17 protein-coding genes are annotated in these 15,845 nt (G+C 69.0%); 12 read left to right on the top strand and 5 right to left on the bottom strand.

From position 1 onward, the window contains the following. Window positions 1–41: 41 nt before the first annotated feature. A complete protein-coding gene (locus HPY32_RS10515; protein ID WP_067590702.1) occupies window positions 42–614 on the top strand; it encodes a TetR/AcrR family transcriptional regulator in 573 nt (190 codons plus the stop codon). A gap of 13 nt (window positions 615–627) precedes the next feature. On the opposite strand, the gene HPY32_RS10510 is transcribed toward HPY32_RS10515, so the two are convergent. Then, the gene (locus tag HPY32_RS10510) at window positions 628–921 is read right to left on the bottom strand and encodes a hypothetical protein (RefSeq protein WP_067590704.1); all 294 of its coding nucleotides are present in this window, start codon (window positions 919–921) and stop codon (window positions 628–630) included. A 147-nt stretch (window positions 922–1,068) separates the two neighbouring features. On the opposite strand from HPY32_RS10510, the gene HPY32_RS10505 reads away from it, so the two are divergent. Both HPY32_RS10505 and HPY32_RS10500 read left to right on the top strand, forming a co-directional pair. Continuing rightward, window positions 1,069–2,625: a PucR family transcriptional regulator gene (locus HPY32_RS10505; protein ID WP_067596019.1), complete on the top strand. Its 1,557-nt coding sequence runs from the start codon at window positions 1,069–1,071 to the stop codon at window positions 2,623–2,625. A gap of 52 nt (window positions 2,626–2,677) precedes the next feature. Beyond that, window positions 2,678–4,141, top strand: a complete 1,464-nt coding sequence (locus HPY32_RS10500; RefSeq protein ID WP_067590707.1) for a xylulokinase — start codon at window positions 2,678–2,680, stop codon at window positions 4,139–4,141. Window positions 4,142–4,171: 30 nt separating this feature from the next. On the opposite strand, the gene HPY32_RS10495 is transcribed toward HPY32_RS10500, so the two are convergent. Together HPY32_RS10495 and HPY32_RS10490 are read right to left on the bottom strand one after the other, a co-directional pair. Further along, entirely contained in the window at window positions 4,172–4,969 is a 798-nt protein-coding gene (locus HPY32_RS10495; RefSeq protein WP_067590709.1) for a DUF4097 family beta strand repeat-containing protein, read from the bottom strand. Window positions 4,970–5,008: 39 nt separating this feature from the next. Continuing rightward, a complete protein-coding gene (locus tag HPY32_RS10490) occupies window positions 5,009–5,506 on the bottom strand; it encodes a toxin-antitoxin system HicB family antitoxin (protein ID WP_067590711.1) in 498 nt (165 codons plus the stop codon). A 293-nt stretch (window positions 5,507–5,799) separates the two neighbouring features. Between HPY32_RS10490 and rox the strand changes: the two genes are divergently transcribed. From rox to HPY32_RS10470, 4 genes are all read left to right on the top strand, one after another. Then, window positions 5,800–7,233 (top strand): rifampin monooxygenase, encoded by a 1,434-nt coding sequence (gene rox / locus HPY32_RS10485; RefSeq protein WP_067590714.1) that lies wholly within the window; start codon window positions 5,800–5,802, stop codon window positions 7,231–7,233. A gap of 262 nt (window positions 7,234–7,495) precedes the next feature. Next, complete coding sequence (locus tag HPY32_RS10480) at window positions 7,496–7,798, top strand: nucleoside triphosphate pyrophosphohydrolase (protein WP_067590717.1); 303 nt, start codon at window positions 7,496–7,498, stop codon at window positions 7,796–7,798. A 56-nt stretch (window positions 7,799–7,854) separates the two neighbouring features. Continuing rightward, complete coding sequence (locus tag HPY32_RS10475) at window positions 7,855–8,325, top strand: GbsR/MarR family transcriptional regulator (protein ID WP_067590719.1); 471 nt, start codon at window positions 7,855–7,857, stop codon at window positions 8,323–8,325. Continuing rightward, window positions 8,322–9,143: a class I SAM-dependent methyltransferase gene (locus tag HPY32_RS10470; RefSeq protein WP_067590725.1), complete on the top strand. Its 822-nt coding sequence runs from the start codon at window positions 8,322–8,324 to the stop codon at window positions 9,141–9,143. Before HPY32_RS10475 ends, HPY32_RS10470 begins: the two co-directional genes overlap by 4 nt. Before the next feature lie 7 nt (window positions 9,144–9,150). Here HPY32_RS10470 and HPY32_RS10465 read toward each other — a convergent pair whose 3' ends face one another. Further along, window positions 9,151–9,837 (bottom strand): response regulator, encoded by a 687-nt coding sequence (locus HPY32_RS10465; RefSeq protein ID WP_067590727.1) that lies wholly within the window; start codon window positions 9,835–9,837, stop codon window positions 9,151–9,153. Then, window positions 9,830–11,062 carry a sensor histidine kinase gene (locus HPY32_RS10460; RefSeq protein ID WP_171982776.1) on the bottom strand — a complete coding sequence of 411 codons (1,233 nt, stop codon included), beginning with the start codon at window positions 11,060–11,062 and terminating at the stop codon, window positions 9,830–9,832. Before HPY32_RS10460 ends, HPY32_RS10465 begins: the two co-directional genes overlap by 8 nt. 164 nt (window positions 11,063–11,226) lie before the next feature. Between HPY32_RS10460 and HPY32_RS10455 the strand changes: the two genes are divergently transcribed. The 5 genes from HPY32_RS10455 (at window position 11,227) to HPY32_RS10435 (ending at window position 15,704) form a co-directional block, all read left to right on the top strand. Then, window positions 11,227–11,805, top strand: coding sequence for a hypothetical protein (locus tag HPY32_RS10455; RefSeq protein WP_197696554.1), 579 nt, complete (start codon window positions 11,227–11,229; stop codon window positions 11,803–11,805). A 19-nt stretch (window positions 11,806–11,824) separates the two neighbouring features. Then, window positions 11,825–12,676, top strand: a complete 852-nt coding sequence (locus tag HPY32_RS10450) for an SMP-30/gluconolactonase/LRE family protein (protein ID WP_067590729.1) — start codon at window positions 11,825–11,827, stop codon at window positions 12,674–12,676. 38 nt (window positions 12,677–12,714) lie between these two features. Beyond that, a complete protein-coding gene (locus tag HPY32_RS10445) occupies window positions 12,715–13,761 on the top strand; it encodes a serine hydrolase domain-containing protein (RefSeq protein WP_171982775.1) in 1,047 nt (348 codons plus the stop codon). A 134-nt stretch (window positions 13,762–13,895) separates the two neighbouring features. Further along, a protein-coding gene (locus tag HPY32_RS10440; protein WP_231951732.1) for an IS5 family transposase occupies window positions 13,896–14,788 on the top strand; the annotation gives its coding sequence in 2 pieces (ribosomal slippage) (window positions 13,896–14,211 and window positions 14,211–14,788; 894 coding nt in all). Between the two features lie 631 nt (window positions 14,789–15,419). Beyond that, window positions 15,420–15,704: a hypothetical protein gene (locus HPY32_RS10435; protein WP_156674572.1), complete on the top strand. Its 285-nt coding sequence runs from the start codon at window positions 15,420–15,422 to the stop codon at window positions 15,702–15,704. Window positions 15,705–15,845: the final 141 nt, after the last annotated feature.

The raw sequence follows: 15,845 nt of genomic DNA, 5'->3' as shown, positions 1-15,845 counted from the left end.
CAAATATAACGCCCGATCGGCACGAGAGGAAGGACCGCCGCGTGAGCGAGCCGACGCCCGCGAGTTCGGCCAAGCGCGCCGATGCTCGGCGCAATGAGAAGGCCCTGCTCGACGCCGCGGCGTCGGTATTCGTCACGCACGGGGTGGACGCCCCCGTGCGCCGCATCGCCGCCGCGGCGGGCGTCGGCATGGGCACGATCTACCGGCACTTCCCCACCCGCGCGGACCTTGTCGTGGCCGTCTACCGCCACCAGGTCGACGCCTGCGCCGCCGCCGGACCCACCCTGCTCGCCACGGCGACATCGCCATTCGCCGCGGTGCGCCGATGGGTCGACCTGTTCGTCGACTTCCTGGCAACCAAGCACGGCCTCGCCGCCGCCATGCGCGCCGACCCCGAGGGCTTCACCACCCTGCACGCCCTGTTCCTCGACCGCCTCGTCCCGGTCCTCGACGACCTCCTGTCCGCGGCACGCGATTCCGGCGAGGTCACCACCGATGTCACCGCCTACCAACTGATGCGCGCCATCGGCGACATCTGCGCGGGCGGGGAACTGCCCGACCCGAACTACGACGCGCGCATCACCATTCGACTGCTGCTCGACGGCTGCCGATAGACCGGATCGGAGCTCACCGGGCGCCGGAGGTCGGCAGGGTGGGTTCGCGATAGGTGAGGTCGGGGCGGTCCTCGGTGAAGTCGGGGCATGGGCAGCGTAAGTCGTGATCGCAGTAGGGCCATTCGCCTTCGCTGCGGGAGCCGAGGCCGACGCGGCTGTGGCATTCGCCGGTGGCCGAGTCGTGAATGTAGTTGGAGTGACCGCAGATCGCGCACGACCGCCGCGGCACCTTCCCCGCGGTCAGCACCAGCCAGAGCACCACCGGGAGCGCAGCCATCGCAGCGATCTGCAGAACCAACGAAGCCATCCACCTACTCCTGTCGACCGAATTGCCGTGTCGAGCATGGCCCAGCCGAACCCCGTCGGCGTTGTAGGGAATCCACCATCTCGAATACCGCAACGGTAGAATCCCGACCGCATTGAATGGAATATCCAGGTCAGGAGCGTGTTCGCGGTGGTCACGGTGGATCGGCTGGTCAACACGCTGGGGGTGTACGGAACCCGCCTGTACGGATGCCCGGCCGCGCGGGACCGGGAGCTGCGCAGCGTGGCCGTGCACGACACCTCCTCGGCGGCGCCGGTGGTCGGCGAGGTGTTCCTCGCGGTCGGCGTCACGAGCCTGGCCGAGGCGGTGGCCCTGGGGGCCGGTGCGCGGGCGGTGCTCACCATCGCGCGCACCACCGAGACCCCGGGCCGCGAATTGCTCGACGCGCTGGCCGAATCCGAGTCCGCGGTGTTGCTGGCCGACCCGAGCGTGCCGTGGAGCCAGATCGCGGTGATGGTGTACGGCCTCGTGCTCGAGGGCCGCGAAACCGAATCGGGCCGCGGCCCCAGCGATCTGCCCGCGCTCGCCGACACCATCGCCGCGGCCCTCGACGCCGCGATCACCATCGAGGACCGCTCGTCGCGCGTGCTGGCATACTCCACCGCCCAGCACTACACCGACCCCGCCCGGCAGGACACCATCGTCGGCCGCCGCAAACCCGATCGCATTCGCGAATTCCTCGACCGCGCGGGCGCATTCGAGCACCTGGCCCGGTCGGACGCGCCCCTCTACATTCCCCCCGCGCCCGAGCTCGGCCTGCACGGCCGCACCGCGATCGCCATCCGGGCCGGACGCGAGCTGCTCGGCTCGGTGTGGGTGTCGGCCGCCGACCCCTTGGACCCGCCGCGCACCCAGCTGCTGGACAACGGCGCCCACACCGTCGCCCTGCACATGCTGCGCGCCCGCGTCAGCGCCGATCTGGAACGACACATCGAGTCGGAGTTGGTCATCGGGTGGATCGAGGGCAGTCCCGACGCCGACGCGATCGCGGGCAAGCTGGGCATGCCCACCCGCAATGTCCGCGTCATCGCCGTCCAAACGCCGAGCGGCCACGAACCCGACCCCGGGATCCTGCTCGCCTTCGAACGGGCCACCGCCGGATTCGGCTGGTCCCGTCCAGGCCGAAGCGCCCTGCTGGGCAACACCGTCTACACCGTCCTGCCCGCCGGGGACGACCCCGAACCGGCGCTGCGCTGGCTGCGCGACCTCACCGCCGGGCTCCCGCCGCACCTGCGGATCCACGCCGGAATCGGCGGCCCCGCCGACGCCCGCACCGTCCCCGCGAGCCGCCACGAGGCCGACGAGAGCGCCGCCCTGCACGCGAGCGCGGACACCCCCGAGCCGATCTGCTACGACCGATGCTGGGACCGAATCCTCCTCCACCGCCTGAAATCCGCCGCGACGGTCGGCCGCCTCCCCACCTACGGCCCTGTCCCCCAATTGATCCGCCACGACGCCGAGCACAACACCCACTACACGGCGACCCTCACGACCTGGTTGCAAACCCACAGCGACCTGACCGCGACCGCCGAGGAGCTGAAGGTCCACCCCAATACCGTCCGGCGCCGCCTCGAGAAGATCACGCAGATCACCGATCTGCGCCTCGACGACCCCCGGCAGCAACTCGCGGCGCTCATCGCGCTCACCGCCTGGCCGCACCCGGACAACGCCGCTCGGCCCGCGTGATCGTGCGGATTGTCTCAGCAAACGATCAGTCGTGTCATGTTTGACTGCCACGATGAGCGACGCAGCAACCGACGATCTCATGCTGGGCATCGACGTGGGCACCACCGCGGTCAAGGTGGTGGCGTTCACCGTGGGCGGGCGGCCGGTCGCGGCGCACACGACGCCGTATCCGATCGATCGGCGGCGGCCGGGGTGGGCCGAGCAGGATCCGCTGGACTGGTGGAACGGCTGCACGGCCGGGATGCGCGCGGTGCTGTCCACCGTGCCCGCGCGGTCGATGCGGGCGATCGGCCTGACCAGTCAGGTCAATACGCATGTGTTCACCGATGATTCGCTGCGGCCGCTCGCTCCGGCCATCGTCTGGCAGGACCAGCGCTGCGCCGAGATCGCGGGCGAGCTCGACGCGCGCTTCACCGACGAGGACAAGATCCGGATCTGGGGCTCCCCCGTCACCCTCGATGCCTCGTTCGTGGGCGCTCGCGCGGCCTGGTTCGCCCGCACCCATCCGTCGCTGTGGGCGCGGACGCGATGGGTGCTCGGCCCCAAGGACTTCGTCGCGGCCAAGCTCACGGGCCGGGTCGCGACGGATCTGCTCGCCGCGGTGCGCGTGGCCGGGCCGAACGGCTACCTCCCCGAGGCGGTCGCCCTGGTCGACGGGCTCGCCGACCGGCTGCCCGAGATCCTGGAACCGGAGACGCTGCTGGGCCGGGTCGACGGCACCGAGGTCGCGGTCGGCACCATGGACGCCTACAGCGCGGTGTTCGGCACGCGGACGACCGAGCCCGGCCGCGGAATGATCTGCTGCGGAACGTCATTGGTGGTCGCCGGGGCGGCGGAGAGCGCGCATCCAGCCGGGGGCATCGTCAGCTTCCCGCCGCGGCGCGGGCTGCACGTGCACGCCGGGCCCACCCAGGCCGGTGGGGATGCCGTCCGGTGGTGGAGCCAGGTCAGTGGGCTGAGCCTCGCGGAGGTGTTCGAGTCCGCGGCCGAGGGATCGCCGGGGGTCGTCTTCACGCCGTACCTGTCGGGTGAGCGCGCGCCGCTGTGGGATGCCGACGTCCGCGCGAGCTTCCTCGGCCTGAGCTCGGCGACCTCGACGGCGGACCTGTCGCTGGCGGTGCTGCGGGGTGTGGCCATGTCGGGTCGGCACGTGCTCGAGGCCGTCGAGACGGCGTGCGGATATCCCTTGCCCCGCATGACATTTTCCGGCGGCGGAGCGCGCAGCCCCCTATGGGCGCAGATCCACGCCGACATTCTGGAACGCCCCGTCGAACGCCTGCGCGTGCACGACAGCGCGGCCCTGGGCGCGGCGCTGCTGGGCGCGGTCGGCGCAGGAATCTATCCGGACATCGAGTCGGCCGCCGCCGCGACCGTCGAGGTCGAACAGACCCATCTGCCCGCACCGGACGCCGACCGATTACGCCCGCTGTACGAGATCTACCGCTCGGCGTATTCCGCGCTGCACGACCTGCATACGAGTCTCGCCGCTTGGCGACGGTCGGCGGAGCCCCGCTGACCGCTCACCGAACCTCGGCGTCGCGTCCTTTCATGCCGTTGCTCGCCGAATGGCGATGTCGCCGTCTCGGGTGCGGGCGAGTACCTGGACCGTGGTGTCGAACTCGCCGGGGTCCTCCTGTGCTGCGAGGTGGCTGCGCACCGATCCCGTTCGGCTGTATGCGTCGATCCAGGCGGCGGTGCCCTCTCCGATGCCGATCTCGATGTTCCCCGTGACGTTCATCAATTCCGCTGTGCCGCCGTTCAATCGGCCGATGCGCAGGGCGCCGTCGACCGTCTTCGCGATGACCTTGCCGTCGGCGCGATCGAGATCGAGGCCGCCGTTGACGGTGCTCAGTCTCAGATCACCCGCGGCGGTGCCGATCCGGATCGGGCCCGACACCCCGTCGGCCTCGGCGGACCCGGCGATGTGCTCGATCGCGATGTCGCCGTTGGTGATCTGCGCCCGCAGCGCGCCGATGCGATCCAGCCGCACTATGCCCGATTCCAGACGCACCTCGCACGCCCCGAGCGAGCCCTCGGCGTACAGCCGCGCCTGGGTCAGCTTCACGATCAGGCCGGAGTCGGTAGGCAATTCGATCGTGACGGCGACCGAACTGCGCTCGCCCACCTTCTTCCAGCTGCTCGCGGGAGGCACGGTGACCGTCAGCCGATCGGCATAGAAATCGACCTTCGTCTTATCGGCCACTGTCACGTCCGAGCCGTTGTCCGTATCGACGGGCTCGATGCGCACGACGGTGTCGGACCGTTCGCTCGCGACGAGCCGCACCTCGGCGCTACAGGCATCGACCGTGACCGCGATGGGTTTCGGCGTATCGAATCGTGGCATTACGAATCCCCTTGCTCTCGAGCCTTTTCCGTGGGCGACTCAGCCGACCCAGCCGGTGAAGCGTCCGGTACGACCGCCGTTTCGTCCGGTCCGCCGGTCACCGGCGAGGGCCGCCCCGACCGCTTGGATCAGCCAGGCATTGACCGACAGTCCCGCCTCCCCGGCCGCCGCCTCGATGCGTTGTTTGAGCTGTTCCGGCGGGCGAAAGTTGATGCGCGACACGGCACCGTCCTTCCCGCCGGGCACGGGCGCGGGCACATCCGGCGCCTCGGGGGCCGCACCAGCCTCCGCCTCCCCGATCGCGCCGGGGGTGACCACGAAGTGCGGATTGCGGTCGCGCAGCCGGACCTCGACCGAGCCGGGCACCAGCTCCCTGGTGATCTCGTCCGCGGCCGCCGACAGCACATCGAGCATGGTCAACCGGGTGGCCGACGCGACCGAGGCGACCAGGCGCCGAGCCAACTCGGACGCCTCCCCCGGCTCGGCCGCCGCCAGCAGCTCCTCCCGAAGACCGTCGACGTAGGGCGTGAGATCCATGGCGCAACGGTAGCGCCAAAGTGGCGCCACTTCAATACCCATGGCGTCACGATGGCGCACAGGCAGGGCGCATCCCGCAGCATGCGCGCCCATCGATCGAGAGTGTGGTGAGAGCCCACGAAAAAGAAAGAAATTCCCCTCCCCTTTCAACATATAACGTACCGGGGGCCTTGCGGCAAGGCCGGGGTGGTGGCGCAGAATATCCGGCCTGGGCCAGAAACCTGCGGAAATCAGGGGATTCGCGACGCATGTGCGCGTGGTCGGAAAAAACAACCTAGGCGAATGGATGGTTCATGTTCGATGTGATCGTTGCGGGTGGCGGGCCGACCGGATTGATGCTGGCCGGTGAGCTGCGGCTGCACGGTGTGCGCGTGCTCGTGCTGGAGCGGGAGGTGGAGCCGCCCGCGCATGTCCGCTCGCTCGGCCTGCATGTGCGCAGCATCGAGGTGATGGCGCAGCGCGGGCTGCTGGAGCGGTTTCTCGCGGAGGGCAAGAAGTATCCGGTCGGAGGTTTCTTCGCCGGGATGGAGAAGCCCGCGCCCGAGCGGATGGACACCGCGCACGGCTATGTTCTCGGCATCCCGCAGACCATTACCGCTCGCCTGCTCGAGGAGCACGCGCTCGAGGTCGGCGCCGAGCTCCGGCGCGGCTGCGAGGTGGTCGGGTTGAGTCAGGACGACCGCGCGGTGACCGTCGAGCTGGCCGACGGCACCGCACTGCGCTCGCGCTACCTGGTCGGATGCGACGGCGGCCGCAGCACGGTGCGCAAGCTGCTCGGCGTCGGCTTCCCGGGCGAGCCCAGCACGGCCGAGACGCTGCTGGGCGAGATGGAGGCGACGGCGGAACCGGAGACCGTGGCCGCCGTGGTGGCCGAGGTCCGCAAGACCCAGAAGCGGTTCGGCATCGGGCCCGTGCCCGGGGGAGGCGGCACGTATCGTGTCGTCGTGCCCGCCGAGGGGCTGGCCGAAGATCGCTCTGTCCCACCGACTCTCGAAGAGTTCCGGCGGCAGCTGCGGGTCACCGCGGGCACCGACTTCGGTGTGCACTCGCCGCGCTGGATGTCCCGCTTCGGCGATGCCACCCGCCAGGCCGAGCGCTATCGGACCGGGCGGGTGCTGCTGGCCGGGGACGCCGCGCACATCCATCCCCCGATGGGCGGGCAGGGACTCAACCTCGGCATTCAGGACGCGTTCAACCTCGGCTGGAAACTGGCCGCCGAGATCGACGGCTGGGCGCCGGAAGGACTGCTCGACAGCTACCACGCCGAACGGCACCCGGTGGCCGCCGACGTCCTGAACAACACTCGCGCACAAGCGGTTCTGATGTCCCCCGAACCGAACCACCAGGCGGTCCGCCGACTGCTGTCGGAGCTGATGGACTTCGAGGAGGTGAACCGATACCTGATCGAGAAGATCACCGCCGTCGGTGTCCGCTACGACTTCGGCGCCGGGCACGAACTGCTCGGCCGCAGGCTGCGGGACGTGCAGTTGAAGCAGGACCGCCTCTACGACCTGATGCACGAGGGCCGCGGCATGCTGCTCGACCAGACCGGCCGACTCTCGATCGCAGGCTGGGCGAACCGCATCGACCACGTCGTCGATGTCAGCGAGGAACTCGACGCCCCCGCCGTTCTCCTGCGCCCCGACGGCCACGTGGCCTGGGTCGGCGACGATCAGCAGAACCTGCTAGCACATCTGCCTCGATGGTTCGGCACGGCGGCCGACTGACCGTCACCCGCGAAACGCTCGGTCGGAAACGACCATCCAGCCCGCTCGGCCACGTCACGGACAGAAAGTCGTTGTCCCCCAACGACGTGGCGGCCGACGCCTGCGACGCGGCCGGGCGCTGGACGAGCAGCGCCGAGCCCAGCGCGAACTCGTAGGTTCGCGTGTTCACGCCCATGAGGATCGCGAGTCGCCATGAGGTTCGCGCTGTCGGTTCGTCGCGATAGAACTGCATGAAACGAAGTATGCCGAGAGGGACCGACACATGGGAAAGCTCGTGAGAGACAGGATTCCCGAGATCATTCGGGCGAACGGTGGTACGGCGCGCAGCTGTGTGCTCGACGCGCCCGCGTACGAAATCGCCTTGCACGACAAGTTGCTCGAGGAGGTGGCCGAGCTTCGTGCCGCCGACGACCGCGGCGATCGGCTCGGTGAGGCGGCCGATGTGCTGGAGGTGTTGGTGGCCATGGCCGAGTTCTATGGGTTCACGTTCGATGATGTTCGGCGCGTGGCTGCGGATAAGGCTATGGAGCGGGGTGGGTTTCGGGGGCGGGTCTGGCTCGAGTGAGGGGATGCCGCGTATAGTTTGTTCAGTTCGTACTGAACGTTGCGTGTGGAGGTTACGTGTCGCCGGAAGAGGCGGAGTTCGTGGGTCGGATGGGGCTGCTGTTCGAGATGTTGGGTGGGTCGCGGACGATGGGGCGGGTTTACGGGTGGCTGATGATCTGCGATCCGCCGGAGCAGTCGTTACCCGAACTGGCCGAGGCATTGTCGGTGAGCAAGGCGTCGGTCAGCACGACCGCGCGGCAGCTTCAGGAGGGCGGGCTGCTCGAGCGGCTGCCGAGTGCGGGGCGGCGGCATACCTATCGGGTCACGGCGGGTGGGTTCACCGCGGTGATGAATGTCCAGCTGGCTCGGATGCAAATGGGCGTCGCCACAGCGGAATTCGGGCTGTCGATGCTGGGCGCGGAACGCGCCGAGCAACGCGAACGACTCCAGGACTTCCGGGACTTCTACCAGTTCTGCGCGCAAGACTATCGCGACGAGTTCATGCAGCGGTGGATCGACTACCGCGCAGCCAGGAGACGGTCATGACACAGGTGGGCAAGGTCGATTTCAGTGACGTGCGGTGGGGGTCGGTGCAGTGGACGAACCTCGGTACGCTGTATCTGCGGGCGTGCGAAAGCCGTTCGCCGCAACGGATTCTCGGCGACGACGCGGCGGCGGAGGCGGTGGACCGGATCGACTACGACTGGGCCCGCCTGCACCGCGTCATACGGCCGGGGCTGAACCAGTGGCCGGTCGCGCTGCGCGCTCACCACCTGGACACCTGGAGCGCCGACTTTCTCCGCCGCCATCCGAACGCCCTTGTGCTGCATCTGGGATGCGGGATGGACACCCGCGCGTTCCGGCTGCATCCGCCGCAGGGCGTGCAGTGGTTCGACGTGGACCAGCCGAACGTCATCGAGCTGCGGCGCAAGCTGTACCACGACCGCGACGGCTACCGAATGATCGGCTCCTCGGTCACGGACCCGGGCTGGCTGGCGGAGACCCCGACCGACCGGCCCACCCTGATCGTCGCCGAGGGCCTGCTCATGTATCTGCACGAGCCCGAGGTGCGCGCGCTGCTCGGGCGCCTGACGGATCGCTTCCCCAGCGGCGAACTCCTCTTCGACACCCTGTCGGCGCAAGCCCCGCGCCTGTCGAAGGTGTTCACCAAAGGCATTATCACCTGGGGCATCTCGAACGCCCGCGCACTGGAGCGCTGGAATCCGCGGCTGCGCCTGCTCGAGCGCACCTCGGCCATGACGGGCTTCGAGAAGATTCCCTCCGCCCGACAGCGCGTGCTGAGCCGACTGGTCTACGGGACGTTTCTGCGCAACTACGACGTCGTGAACCGCTTCGAATTCTGAGGTCGGATCAGCCGGATCCGCCGGGTACCACCGCGCCGGACTCGTAGGCGAAGACGACGAGTTGGGCGCGGTCGCGGGCCCCGAGTTTGGTGAGCAGGCGGCCGACGTGCGTTTTGACGGTGGCGACGCTGACGTGCAGGGCGGTGCCGATCTCGGCATTGGAGCGTCCGGCGGCGATGTGCCGCAACACTTCTCGCTCCCGGTCGGTCAGGGCGGTGAGGGCGTCCGGGCGGGGGTCGGGCGCGGTCGGCTGGCGGGCGAATGCGCTGATCATCCGGCGGGTGATGCTCGGCGTCAGCAGCGCATCGCCACCGGCCACCACGCGGATGGCGTGCAGCAGCTGCTCGGGTGGCGAGTCCTTGAGGATGAAACCGCCCGCCCCGCTGCGCAATGCCCGGAAGACGTGCTCGTCCTGATCGAAGGTGGTCACGATGAGCACGTGCGGGCCGTCGGCGCCGTCGGAGGCGATGTGCCGCATGGCTTCCAGGCCGTCCATGACCGGCATCCGAATGTCCATCAGGACGACATCGGGCCGCAGCTGCCGGGTCAACCGGACGGCCTCCCCGCCGGTACCGGCCTCGCCGACGACGGTGAGATCCGGCGCGGAATCGACCAGCACCCGGAAACCGGCGCGCACCAACGCTTCGTCGTCGGCGATGAGGACGCGGATCGGGTCGGGCGCGGCGTCAGGCATGGTGGTCCCGATCGATCGGGAGGCTCGCGGTCACGGCGAATCCGCCCGCCGCGCGCGGACCGGCCTCGAACCGGCCGCCGAACAGCGACACCCGCTCCCGCATGCCTTCCAGGCCGAGACCCGAACCGCCGACATCGATTCCGGCGGGCGCGGCGGCGCTCGGACCGTCGTCGGTGATGACGGCGGTCACTTCGCCTGGCGTATGCCGGATTTCGACCCGGGCGCGGTCGGTGCGCGCGTGCTTGACCACATTGGTCAGCGCCTCCTGCACGATGCGATACACCGTGGTCTGCAGCAGTGCCGGACAGTCCGCAGGCGTCCCGAGCACCCGATATTCCACCATGAGCCCATCGTGCCGCAGCCCGTCCACCAGTTCGGCCACCTCCGCCAGGCCCGGCTCGGCGGGTTCGTCGCGCTGCCCGGGTTCGCGGATCTGCGACAGCACCGACCGCAGCTGGGTGAGCGCGGACCGGCTGGCCGTCTCGATGGTCCCCAGCGCCCGGCGCACCTCGCCCGGATTCTCCTCGAGCAGCAGCCGGGCGACGCCGGACCGGACGGCCACCATGCTCAGCGTGTGCGAGATCAGGTCGTGCACGTCGCGCGACACCCGCAGGCGTTCCTCGGCCCGGATTCGGCGTTCGGCCTCGGCGGCGCGCTGCCGCTCCTGGTCGGCGAGGCTGCGCTGATACTCGCGCCGGGTGCGCAGCATGTCGCCGATCAGCCACGCGGGCAGGGCGATCAGCGGCTGAACGAAGTCCTGGTCCTGATCCTGATACAGGGTGAACGCGATCGGCCCGGCGACGCAGAGGGCGAGCAGCGCGACAATGGTGGCGATCGCGGATTCCCGGCGCGGCCGCCGATCGGCGAGGGTCAGCACGGCGACACCGATGGCCGGGCCGGTATTGCTCACCCACGGCGTGAACCGCACATCGGCCAGCGCCGCGGCGCACAGCACCGCCGCCACCACCGCGAGCACCACCAGGGGCCAGCGGCGCCGGACGATCAGCGGGGCGGACGCCGCGAGACCGAATCCGGCGATCTGCCAGGTCGATCCGATGCCGCTCGCGATGCCGACCAGCAGCGGCCCGGTGAACAGCACGAAACAGGCGACCGCGATCGCGATATCGATCGCGTCCGGGCCCGTGGTATCCGCCCGATGGCCGAGGCCGAGCCGCTGATGCCACGGTGGCGCCGACGGACGCTGCGGAGACGGAGTGATCGACATGGGCCGACGGTATCCGTCGCGGCCGCCGCCGCGCATCGCCCCCGCGGCCGGAGCTCGGGGTCGTTCGGAGGTAGGACCTCGCACCCGAGTACGACCCGAGCGGGCAGTCGTTTCTGGACCTGGGGCCGATGACGCGGCGGGGCCGTGGGAGCGAGGGTGATGGCATGCAAACTCCACACGCCGAGCGCATCTCATCCGGATCCGGTCGCTACCGCCCACGGCTGTCGGGCCCGACGGTCTCGATCGCCGCCGTCTCCTTCGCCGCGGGCATCGCGTCGGGCGGCCTCTCCTACATGAACCGATCCCCCCATCGGGAAGCGCACGTCGCGGGCACGGCGGCATGGTGGCCGCACCTCGCGCTGTTCGTGCTCGCGGTAGCCCTCGTCATTGTCGTGATACGCCGCTCTCCCCGTCCGGTCGACGTGTTGCTCGCACCGCTGGGTTCCCGTGCCGCACAACGACTCCGGCGCACCCTGTCGGCGGCCGGGCGGCGCCCCACGGCCGTCCTGCGCCTGCTGATCGGCCTGCTGCCCCTGGCCATCCTGGTGTACAGCCCCTGGCGTATAGGCGACCAGATCCTCGGCGGCCTCGACCCGAATTTCACCGTCAACGCCTGGGGCGGCCCGTCCTATCTGGGCGCCATGGCCTGCCACTACCTCGACGGCGCACTCCTGATGGCCGCCTCGGCGGGACTATTGAACCTGCTGCTGCTTCCCGCGACAGAACCGAACCACGCGAGGTAGTTTCCTGAGGGTGGCTTCGATGTCGGAACCGAAGGTCCTGCTGGACGGCCTGGGAATACCCGAATCCCCGCGATGGCACGAGGGCCGACTGTGGTTCTGCAACTGGATCGATCGCCAGGTCGTGGCCGTCGACATGGACGGCAGGGCCGAGGTCATGGCCACCCGCGACCCCGACAGCCATCCGATGGGCTACTCCATCGACTGGCTGCCCGACGGCACGCTGCTGACGACCGGCGACAAGGTGCGACGCCAGGAACCCGACGGGTCGATGACCGTGCACGCCGACCAGCACGCCAACGAAATCGTGGTGGACGGCCACGGCAATATCTACCTCAACGGCGCGGACTTCGAGTTCGTCGCCGGAGCCCCGCCCAAACCCGGCTACATCAAACTCCTCACCCCCGACGGCCGCCTCCGCCAGGTCGCCACCGACATCGAGTTCCCCAACGGCATGGTCATCACCCCCGACGACCGAACGCTGATCGTCGCCGAATCCTTCGCCGGCAGACTCACCGCCTTCGACATCGCCCCCGACGCCACCCTGTCCAACCGCCGCGTCTTCGCCGAAGGACTGGGCCCCGACGGCATCTGCCTCGACGCCGAAGGCGCAGTCTGGTCCTCCACCGGCGGCTCCGCCATAGCCCGAGTCGCCGAAGGCGGAAAAATCCTCCAGCACATCGAACTCCCCGAAAACCGAGCCCCTTTCGCCCTGATGCTAGGCGGCCCCGACCACCGAACCCTCTTCATCCTCACCGCGGAATGGCGCCCCACCGACCCCATCCCCACCAACCTCACCCGCCTGACCACCGGCCCCCGCACCGGCCAAATCCTCACCCTCCGGGTCTCCATCCCAGGCGTCGGCCGCCCATGACCCGGAAGCGCCGATGGCGCCAGGAGGATGATGAAAGCATGTCCGGTACACCACGTTTCGACCGCCGCAGGATGGTGCGCCTAGGTCTGACCCTGCCGTTGCTGTCCACAGCGTGCGCGGGTGCGGCCCAATCGACCGATCTGCACGAGACCCTGGAGCATCTCTGCGAGAAGAATCGAATGCCCGGACTGGCCGCCGCAGTGTGGCGCGGGCCCGTGCGGGTCGCAGCGGCCGCCGCGGGGGTTCGCAAGCACAATGATCCGACCCCGGTGACCATCGACGACCAGTGGCATCTGGGTTCGGACACCAAGGCGATGACCGCAACGCTGGTCGGCCTGTTCGTGGACCGCGGAATCCTGCGCTTCGAAGACGTTCTGGGCGAGGCGCTGTCCGACTGGCGCCCGCACCCCGGATACGCGGGCGTGAGCATCGAATTGCTGTTGCAACATCGCGGCGGCACACCCCCGGATGTGCCGGACGACCTGGGCGGGCTCCTGACCGACGGCGACCCGTCGACAGCCCGCGCCGCGGTGGTACGCGCGATCCTCGCCCGCCCACCCGCCGGTGCAACGGGAAAGTACTCCTACTCGAACGTCGGCTACATGATCCTCGGCGTGATCCTGGAGCGGAAGGGCGGGACCTCCTGGGAATCCCTCATGCGCACAGAGCTTTTCACCCCGCTACGGATGGACTCCGCCGGGTTCGGCCCCCCGGGCGATCCCGCAACCGTCGACCAACCGTGGGGCCACACCGAAAACCTCGAGCCAATGCCTCCGGCAGACCCCCGCTCCGACAATCCCCCCGCCTACGGCCCGGCAGGAACCGTGCACTGCGCACTCGCGGACTGGGCCGAATTTCTCCGTCAACATCTCGCAGGCGCCCGCGGCGAACAATCCATCCTCACTCCCGCCACCATGTCCCGACTCCACCGGCCACCCCCCGATGGCGACTACGCGGCCGGTTGGATCGTCGCCACCCGGGAGTGGGCAGACGGCCCCGTCCTCACCCACGTCGGCAGCAACAACCTCTGGACCGCCGAGACATGGTTGGCTCCTAGGCCGTGTGTCATAAGTGGTTTGGGTTGAGGGCGCCGCTGCGCGGCGCCCTCAACTGGTGATGCGGAAGGTGTTGTCTGCGTGGGAGTGTCGATGACCTGATATGGCGAGGTCTCCGGTAGATGGTTCAGCGACCAAGCAAGAACCTGAATACCGGAGACCTCGTGACCAGCATATCGGTGACGAGGCGCGCGGATCTGACCGATGCCCAGTGGGCTCGGCTCGAGCCGCTGCTGCCTCGTGGCAAAAAGGCGGGCCGCCCGCCGAAATGGACGAAACGACAGCTCATCGATGGGATTCGGTGGCGGACCCGATGCGGGACACCGTGGCGCGACGTGCCCGAATACTACGGGCACTGGCGGACCGTGTACGGGCTGTTCCGCCGCTGGCAGCGCGCCGGGGTCTGGGCGTTGAATTGGAAGATGCTGCAGGCGTTCGCCGACGCGTCCGGTGCGATCTTCTGGCAGGTGAGCGTGGATCCACCATCGCCCGCGCGCACCGGCACGCCGCCGGTGCCCGCCACAACGGTTACGCCCAGCGCGAGCCGCCCGGCGGGGTGCAGGTCGAGCCCGTCGATCACGGGCTGGGCCGATCCCGCGGCGGCTGGACCACCAAGACGCATCTGGCCTGCGAGCAGGGCCGCAAAGTGCTCTCGATCGTGATCACCGCCGGTCAGCGTGGTGACAGCCCACAGTTCACGGCCGTGCTCGACGGTATCGCGGTGCCCCGCCTGGGCACAGGCCGGGCGCGGACCCGGCCGGAGCGGGTGCGTGCCGACAAGGCTTACAGCTCCCGCGCCAACCGCGCGCACCTGCGTGAGCGCGGGATCAAGGCCACCATCCCCATCAAAACCGATCAAGCCGCCAATCGTAAGAAGAAAGGCGCCGCCGGTGGACGTCCACCAGCCTTCGACGCCAACGATTACACGCTGCGTCACGCCGTGGAGTGCGGGATCGGCCAGTTGAAGGAAAACCGAGCCGTGGCAACCAGATTCGACAAACTCGCCGTCCGCTACCAAGCCACTGTCCACATAGCAGCGATCAACCAGTGGCTATGACACAGATGAGGGCGCGCGACGCCCGCCCACATTCACTTATGACACACGGCCTAAGAAGAACCTCATCTTCGCCGCGGTAACCAACCGAGGGGGCGACACGGCACACGAGACCACGGCCGCCGTAATCGACTGGCTAGTAGAGACTTACGCCGACGCCTAGCACCAGGCCAGACCGAAACCATCAGCGCCGAAACGATTTCCGGCACCCCCCGCGCACGTCCAGCATCGAACCGGCGATGGCGGCGCGCTTCGTGCCCGCAGACGAATTCGAGGCCGTCGATCCGGCGATCGCAACGAGGCCGCCCCGAATGTCCTTGACCGTCAAGGGGACACGCCCTCGGAGAAGGAGCACGAACGTGATGGGTTCTCGGCCATTGGATCTCGTCGATCTGGAGCGGTTGGCGGTGCCATCGGATCTGGCCGTCGCCCCCGGACGGCGGACGCGTGGTGTATGTGTTGCCCACCGTGGATCGTGGCGGTGATCGGGATCCCCGGTCGCTGTGGCAGCCCCGCGGGCGTTCGCCGAACTGGCCGAGGAGATCGCAGCGCTGGCGGGTGTCACGCCCCCGACACCGTTCGCGCCCCGGACCACGCGTCCCCGGACCACGGGCGCCCAGACCACACGGTCCCGGTGAACCCGGACCGCTACCGGGGGACATACGAACGGGAGGGGCTGCGGGAAGAGGTGGTCGACATCGCCGACGGGCTCGTGGTGCGGATGACGCTCACCGGGCTGCTGGCCAGCCCACGCCCGAGATGCGCCTGGTGCCCGTCGCCGAGGACCGGTTCCTGGCCGGGCAGATGGCTGCCGGTGACCTTCCACGAAGTGGCCTATGGACGCCGATACCTGCATTCCCGCAGACGCGCCGCCCTGGTCCGTAGGCCGGATCGCTATTTTATGCTGGTCGGTTGCTAAGCCTTCGAAGGACTTTGGTCCCTAGCCGCTCGGGACGCACCCGACGACAGTAGACAGCAGGTTACATAACGAAGAATTCAGAAATGACAGCGGGTGAGCTATCGTTTCTGTGGCTCCTTCTCTTCGAACGTGAGATTGATC

Origin of the sequence: Nocardia terpenica, from assembly GCF_013186535.1 — a bacterium.
GTDB classification, from domain to species: Bacteria; Actinomycetota; Actinomycetes; order Mycobacteriales; family Mycobacteriaceae; genus Nocardia; species Nocardia terpenica.
The sequence above is the reverse complement of the archived record's forward strand: the minus strand, read 5'-3'. Positions and strand labels throughout refer to the sequence as shown.

What these genes read in the sequence shown, in the direction of transcription:
- HPY32_RS10510 (WP_067590704.1), bottom strand. Translation starts at nt 921, where the DNA reads ATGGCTTCGTTGGTTCTGCAGATCGCTGCGATGGCTGCGCTCCCGGTG.
- HPY32_RS10500 (WP_067590707.1), top strand. Translation starts at nt 2,678, where the DNA reads ATGAGCGACGCAGCAACCGACGATCTCATGCTGGGCATCGACGTGGGC.
- HPY32_RS10495 (WP_067590709.1), bottom strand. Translation starts at nt 4,969, where the DNA reads ATGCCACGATTCGATACGCCGAAACCCATCGCGGTCACGGTCGATGCC.
- HPY32_RS10490 (WP_067590711.1), bottom strand. Translation starts at nt 5,506, where the DNA reads ATGGATCTCACGCCCTACGTCGACGGTCTTCGGGAGGAGCTGCTGGCG.
- rox (WP_067590714.1), top strand. Translation starts at nt 5,800, where the DNA reads ATGTTCGATGTGATCGTTGCGGGTGGCGGGCCGACCGGATTGATGCTG.
- HPY32_RS10480 (WP_067590717.1), top strand. Translation starts at nt 7,496, where the DNA reads ATGGGAAAGCTCGTGAGAGACAGGATTCCCGAGATCATTCGGGCGAAC.
- HPY32_RS10470 (WP_067590725.1), top strand. Translation starts at nt 8,322, where the DNA reads ATGACACAGGTGGGCAAGGTCGATTTCAGTGACGTGCGGTGGGGGTCG.
- HPY32_RS10465 (WP_067590727.1), bottom strand. Translation starts at nt 9,837, where the DNA reads ATGCCTGACGCCGCGCCCGACCCGATCCGCGTCCTCATCGCCGACGAC.
- HPY32_RS10460 (WP_171982776.1), bottom strand. Translation starts at nt 11,062, where the DNA reads ATGTCGATCACTCCGTCTCCGCAGCGTCCGTCGGCGCCACCGTGGCAT.
- HPY32_RS10455 (WP_197696554.1), top strand. Translation starts at nt 11,227, where the DNA reads ATGCAAACTCCACACGCCGAGCGCATCTCATCCGGATCCGGTCGCTAC.
- HPY32_RS10450 (WP_067590729.1), top strand. Translation starts at nt 11,825, where the DNA reads ATGTCGGAACCGAAGGTCCTGCTGGACGGCCTGGGAATACCCGAATCC.
- HPY32_RS10445 (WP_171982775.1), top strand. Translation starts at nt 12,715, where the DNA reads ATGTCCGGTACACCACGTTTCGACCGCCGCAGGATGGTGCGCCTAGGT.